A 5,395-nucleotide genomic window follows, 5' to 3' on the forward strand; every position below is an offset into this window, starting at 1 on the left:
TGCCGACGCTCGGCCAGATCATGCGCGATCAGCTGGCGGTTGCCGATTCCGCCGAGGCGACCGACCGCTGGCTCGACGAGGAATACAAGAAGACGATGTGGTAGTTTTTGCGGACGCGATTCGCGTCTGGACCGATTCCATACCTTGCTGAACATCCTTGCCATTTCCGGCAGCCTGCGCGCGGCCTCCACAAATTCGGCGCTGATCGCCGCACTGGCGCGCGAAGCGCCGTCCGGCTGCCGCGTCACCGTCCATGACGGGCTTGGCCGTTTGCCGATCTTCAATCCCGACGATGAAGGCGAGCGGACGCCGCTCGAAGCCTCCAAGCTGATCCATGCCGTCAGTCGAGCCGACGGCCTGATCGTCTCCTGTCCGGAATATGCCCATGGCGTGCCGGGCGGGCTGAAGAACGCGCTCGACTGGCTGGTCTCGCGCGATGCCGCCGTCGCCAAGCCCGCCATGCTGGTACACGCCTCGCCGCGCTCGCTGTTCGCCCGCGCCGCATTGGCCGAGATCATGCGCACCATGTCGTTCGCGCTTTACGACGATGTGCTGGAGATCGCCCTGCTCGGCAGGAAGCCGCCGGAGGTGGCGGGCATCCTGGCGGCGCCGGCGAACCGGCAGGCGATGCATGATGCACTGAATGCCTTCGCGGAGTTTATCCGCTCGCGTTGAGCGGCGGCCTCTCTTCCTTCTCCCCTTGTGGGTCTGAAGGACGGGGCGAGACCCGTTGCTCGCCCCAGGGTGGTGGCCTCGCGAAGCGAGGTCGGATGAGGGATGTTCCAGCTTGGCACCGACGGCAATCCGTCACCCACCCCTCAACCGTCTCGGCGCTGCGCGCCGATCCACCTCCCACAACAAGGGGGAGAAGGAAAGATCGCGCACTACCCCTTTCGCAGCGTCTCCACATCGGTCTTCCCCACGTACCAATCGCGGGCGTTGACCTCTTCAAAAACCACCCAGACATCGTCGTTGCTCAGCCCGGTGGCGTCCATGATGGCCGCGGTGACCTTCTTGGCGATATCCGCCTTTTTGCCCGCCGGATCGGCGGCGATCACTTCCTTGACGATGCGGATGTTGACGAATGGCATTTCTTGTCCTCCCGGGGATGTTCGTGCTCACGACCCGCTTCGATGAAACCGTCGAACGGTCGCCAGTGTTCAACTCTCAGTATGTCTTGGCGCCGTTGACCATCAGCCGCACCATGTAGAGCGACGTGGTGCCGGCGATGTAGAGGCAATTCAGCTTGTTGCCGCCGAACACGCAATTGGCGGTGACTTCCGGCACCTTGACCTTGCCGATCAGCGTGCCGTCCGGATCGTAGCAATGGATGCCATCGGCGGCACTGGTCCAGATGCGGCCGTCCTCGTCGAGCCTGAAGCCGTCGAACAGGCCGGCGGTGCAGTCGGCGAAGACTTTTTCGCCGGAGACTTTCTTGCCGCCCTTGCCGACATTGAACACCCGCATATGCGCCGGATTCTGCGCGCCATGCGTGCGGCCGGTATCGACGACATAAAGCTTGCTCTCGTCCAGCGAGAAGGCGAGGCCGTTAGGCCTGACCATGTCGGTGATGACGGCTTCGACCTCGCCGGTGCCGGGATCGACCCGGTAGACGTGGCAGGCGCCGATTTCGCTCTCAGCCCTGTCGCCCTCATAATCCGTATCGATGCCGTAGCTTGGATCGGTGAACCAGATGGAACCGTCGGATTTCACCACCGCGTCGTTGGGCGAATTCAGCCGCTTGCCTTTCCATTTGGCCGCGATCGTGGTGACCGAGCCGTCGAACTCGGTGCGGCTGACGCGGCGGCCCGAATGCTCGCAGGTGATCAGCCGGCCCTGCCGGTCGACGGTGTTGCCGTTCGAGTTGCCGGACGGCTGCCGGAAGACGCTGACATTGCCGTCGGTCTCGTCATAACGCAGCATGCGATTGTTGGGGATGTCGGACCAGACGACATAGCGGCCGGCGGCGAACCAGGCCGGCCCCTCCGCCCACTGGCATCCGGTGAATAGCTTCTCGACCTGCGCGTTGCCGTTGAACAGGCGCGCGAAGCGCGGATCGAGAATTTCATAATAGTCTGCGGCCGCCATGCTTTCCTCCCGGCATCAATGAGAGGGATCAAGCCAGCCGGAGGGACAGAAGGCAATGTGGGTACGCACAGTGTCCCACAAAAGATCGCTTGCCGGCTCTGCGCATGACGTTAGCGCCGCATTAACCGGCTATGCGTCCAGCGCAATGGTGCATTGCAACATCTTCTTTTTGCAATGCACCATTACTATGTCATGCTTCGTATCGATCAAGGGAGGAAGAAACCGCCGCCGAAATGCGGCGCCAAAAAGGAACCTTGCTATGATCCTCGACAGTCTCATGACCCGCGCTCGCAACAGCATTGCCAAGCGCAAGCACTACAACCGCCTTGTCGCCGAAATCGACAGCTTTTCCAGCCGCGATCTGGCCGACATGCGCGCCGACCGCTCGGAAATGCTCTACCAGATCCACAAGCAGATCTACGGCTGATCTCAAGCCCGATAAGACGCGCCGCCAAGGTGCGTTGAGATTCAGGTCAGGCCGAGTCGAAAACGGTGGTTTCCGAGAACCGGAGCGGAGCGTACTTTTGGTACGCGAGCACCGGACGCGCAGGAAGCCGCTGTTTGCAGGCCGGCATCACCTGAATATCAACGCGCCGCCAGTGCCTTGTCGATCTGCGGCAACAGCAACGCCTGCACCGTCTCGGGCGTCAGCGGGCCGACATGTTTGTAGGCGATCTTGCCGTCCTTGCCGATGACGAAAGTTTCCGGCACGCCGTAGACGCCCCAGTCGATCGCCGCGCGGCCCGCTTCGTCGACCCCTATCGCCTGGAACGGATTGCCGAGATCGCCGAGGAACCGGCGTGCGTTTTCGGGCCGGTCCTTGTAGTTCAGCGCTGCCATGGTGAAACGCTTATCCTGCGACAACGCCAGAAGCACCGGGTGCTCTTCGCGGCATGGCGCGCACCACGACGCGAAGACGTTGACCAATGTGACCTTGCCGGCGAAGGTTTTCGAATCGAGCCCCGGCAGGTTTGAGCCCTCCAGCGCCGGCAGGCTGGTTTGCGGCGCAGGCAGGCCGATCAGGGCCGACGGCACTTCCGAAGCATCGCGCCCCGACAGCAGCTGCGACAGGAACAGTCCGGCCAGGCCGAGGAAGATCAGCAGCGGCAGAAGCACGAACAGGCGACGACTGGGCGGCGGCGTTTCCGTTTCGGTGCTCATGGCTTGGCGACCTTGTCGGAGCGACGCCTCACGCCGGACGCCTCCAGTTCGGCAAGCTCACGCTTGCGCGCCCGCTGGTCGAGCAGGATCCAGCCGATCAATCCGGCGAGCACCACGGCAGTGATGCCATAGGCGGCGGTCACGTAGAGTGCATGCGCACTCATGCGGCAGGCCCCGCTGAGGTGGGGCCTTCCAAGCCGATCATGTCGCCCAGTCTAGACATGCTTTTCCTTAGCCTCGCTCCGTCGGCTTCGCAATCCGCAGTCATACGCCGCGTCAATCCGTGCCATGGCGCAGCGCCAGCGCCGCCGAGACCGGACCCAGCACGCCAAGAAACAGGGTCAGCGCGGCAAGAATGAGGAAGGGCTGCAGAAACGGGTCGGGATTGGCGGTCGCCCCATAGCTTGCCGAAACGCCGAAGATCAGCACCGGGATGGTCAGTGGCAGCACCAGCACCGAGATCAGCAGCCCGCCACGCGGCAGCGCCACCGCCACCGCCGCACCGGCGGCGCCGATGAACGTGATGGCCGGCGTGCCGACCAGCAGCGTCAGCGCCGTGGCGCCGATGCCGAGCGGCTCCATGTTCATGAACAGGCCGAGCAAGGGAGCCGCAATGACCAGCGGCAGCACGCTGCCCGCCCAATGCGCCAGGCATTTCACCAGCACTGTCAGAGCCAGCATCTGGCGATCGTTGCCGAGCACCAGGAGATCGAGCGAACCGTCCTCGCGATCGGCCTGGAACAACCGGTCGAGCCCGAGCAGGCAGGACAACAGCGCACCGATCCACAGGATGGCCGGTCCGATGCGGGCCAGCAGCTTCAGGTCCGGCCCGACCCCGAACGGGATGGTGACGATGACGGCGAGGAAGAAGATGACCCCGGTCAGCGCTCCGCCGCCGGCACGGATGTTGAGGCGGATGTCGCGCAGGAAGAGCGCTAGCATGGTTTGAGATGCTTTCGCCCAGACACCATCAACCGGCTTCCCCCATCCTCAACTCCATCCCCTCGATCCCGAGCGGCAGATGCGTCGCCGCGACAATCATCCCGCCATCCGCGCAATGCCTCGCCATCAACCCCGCAAACCGCGCCTCCGCCGCCTTGTCCAGCCCCGCCGTCGGCTCGTCCAGCAGCCACAATGGCCGGTGGCTGACCAAAAGCCTGGCGATCGCCGCGCGGCGCCGCTGCCCGGTCGATAGATAGCCGAACGGCAGGTGGCCGATGCCGCCGAGCCCGACCGTTTCCAGCGCCTCTTCGACGCCGAGCTGTCCGTCGCCATTGAAGTCTCGCCAAAAGCGCAAATTCTCCGCCACGCTGAGCGCCGGCTTCATTGCGTTCTGGTGGCCGAGATAGTGACAGGCCGAGGCGACAGACGGAAACGCTTCGCCCCCGTCTTCAACCTTCATGACGCCCTCAATCCTCACGCTGCCTTCCGCCGCCGGCAGCAGCCCGGCGATGATCCGCAGCAAGGTCGACTTGCCCGATCCGTTCGGCCCGGTGACGATAAGCGCCTGACACTGCTCCAAGGCAAAGCCGATGCCGGAAAACACCGCGTCGCCGCCTCGCTCGCCGCCCAGATTTTCGGCGATCAGCCGCATTCCTCGCCTGCCCTGAAACCATGTGTCGCGGCCGCTGCCGCATCGCACAAAATTGCTTTCCAACTGTCTAGAACTATTCCAGAAAATTCTCTATATGCGGTGCATCCGTGCCAGCGGTCGGCACGGGAACAGAATTAGCGCCGAACCAGCGCACGCGCCGCCTTGAACGGCTCGGGTTGCTTGGGAACGGACAGCGGAAATGGCCGTACCCGCACCTTTGCGCGTGATTGCATGCCATCGGCGTCCGTTCCCTTTCAGGCTGAACAGACAAGGATCGCACGTGTCAAAATCTCTCGACAGTTTCAATTGCCGCCGCACGCTGACCGCAGGCGGCGCTGAATATGCCTATTTCGATCTCATCGAGGCCGAAAAGAACGGCCTTACCGGCATCTCGCAACTGCCCTATTCGATGAAGGTGCTGCTGGAAAACCTGCTGCGCAACGAAGACGGCCGCTCCGTCACCAAGGAATCGATCCAGGCGGTGGCCGGCTGGCTGACCGATAAGGGCACCGCCGGCGTCGAGATCGCCTATCGCCCGGCCCGCGTGCTGAT

8 protein-coding genes and 2 pseudogenes are annotated in these 5,395 nt (G+C 63.5%); 4 read left to right on the forward strand and 6 right to left on the reverse strand.

Going from position 1 to position 5,395, the window contains the following annotated elements:
* Together EN932_RS39780 and EN932_RS28050 are read left to right on the forward strand one after the other, a co-directional pair.
* A pseudogene (locus EN932_RS39780) lies at positions 1-104 on the forward strand (pyridoxamine 5'-phosphate oxidase family protein); the annotation flags it as partial.
* A gap of 40 nt (positions 105-144) precedes the next feature.
* Positions 145-675, forward strand: a complete 531-nt coding sequence (locus EN932_RS28050; protein WP_013528836.1) for an NADPH-dependent FMN reductase — start codon at positions 145-147, stop codon at positions 673-675.
* Positions 676-884: 209 nt separating this feature from the next.
* On the opposite strand, the gene EN932_RS28055 is transcribed toward EN932_RS28050, so the two are convergent.
* Together EN932_RS28055 and EN932_RS28060 are read right to left on the reverse strand one after the other, a co-directional pair.
* Positions 885-1,091, reverse strand: a complete 207-nt coding sequence (locus tag EN932_RS28055) for a 4-oxalocrotonate tautomerase family protein (RefSeq protein ID WP_013528835.1) — start codon at positions 1,089-1,091, stop codon at positions 885-887.
* 76 nt (positions 1,092-1,167) lie between these two features.
* Positions 1,168-2,088 carry an SMP-30/gluconolactonase/LRE family protein gene (locus EN932_RS28060; RefSeq protein ID WP_013528834.1) on the reverse strand — a complete coding sequence of 307 codons (921 nt, stop codon included), beginning with the start codon at positions 2,086-2,088 and terminating at the stop codon, positions 1,168-1,170.
* Between the two features lie 259 nt (positions 2,089-2,347).
* Here EN932_RS28060 and EN932_RS28065 point away from each other — a divergent pair, with 259 nt between their 5' ends.
* Complete coding sequence (locus tag EN932_RS28065; RefSeq protein ID WP_013528833.1) at positions 2,348-2,515, forward strand: hypothetical protein; 168 nt, start codon at positions 2,348-2,350, stop codon at positions 2,513-2,515.
* A 158-nt stretch (positions 2,516-2,673) separates the two neighbouring features.
* Here the strand turns inward: EN932_RS28065 and EN932_RS28070 are convergent, their stop codons facing one another.
* From EN932_RS28070 to ccmA, 4 genes are all read right to left on the reverse strand, one after another.
* On the reverse strand, positions 2,674-3,249 hold the full coding sequence (locus EN932_RS28070; protein ID WP_013528832.1) for a DsbE family thiol:disulfide interchange protein: 576 nt from the start codon (positions 3,247-3,249) through the stop codon (positions 2,674-2,676).
* Positions 3,246-3,413, reverse strand: a complete 168-nt coding sequence (ccmD, locus tag EN932_RS28075; protein ID WP_013528831.1) for a heme exporter protein CcmD — start codon at positions 3,411-3,413, stop codon at positions 3,246-3,248. The genes EN932_RS28070 and ccmD overlap by 4 nt, the downstream gene beginning before the upstream one ends.
* 112 nt (positions 3,414-3,525) lie before the next feature.
* The gene (ccmB, locus tag EN932_RS28080) at positions 3,526-4,191 is read right to left on the reverse strand and encodes a heme exporter protein CcmB (RefSeq protein WP_013528830.1); all 666 of its coding nucleotides are present in this window, start codon (positions 4,189-4,191) and stop codon (positions 3,526-3,528) included.
* Between the two features lie 28 nt (positions 4,192-4,219).
* Positions 4,220-4,843 carry a heme ABC exporter ATP-binding protein CcmA gene (ccmA, locus tag EN932_RS28085; RefSeq protein ID WP_013528829.1) on the reverse strand — a complete coding sequence of 208 codons (624 nt, stop codon included), beginning with the start codon at positions 4,841-4,843 and terminating at the stop codon, positions 4,220-4,222.
* Between the two features lie 280 nt (positions 4,844-5,123).
* On the opposite strand from ccmA, the pseudogene EN932_RS28090 reads away from it, so the two are divergent.
* Positions 5,124-5,395: pseudogene (locus EN932_RS28090) on the forward strand (aconitate hydratase); the annotation flags it as partial.

The sequence above is a fragment of the Mesorhizobium sp. M7A.F.Ca.US.002.01.1.1 genome (assembly GCF_004022955.1).
In the GTDB taxonomy this organism is placed as follows: Bacteria; Pseudomonadota; Alphaproteobacteria; order Rhizobiales; family Rhizobiaceae; genus Mesorhizobium; species Mesorhizobium ciceri.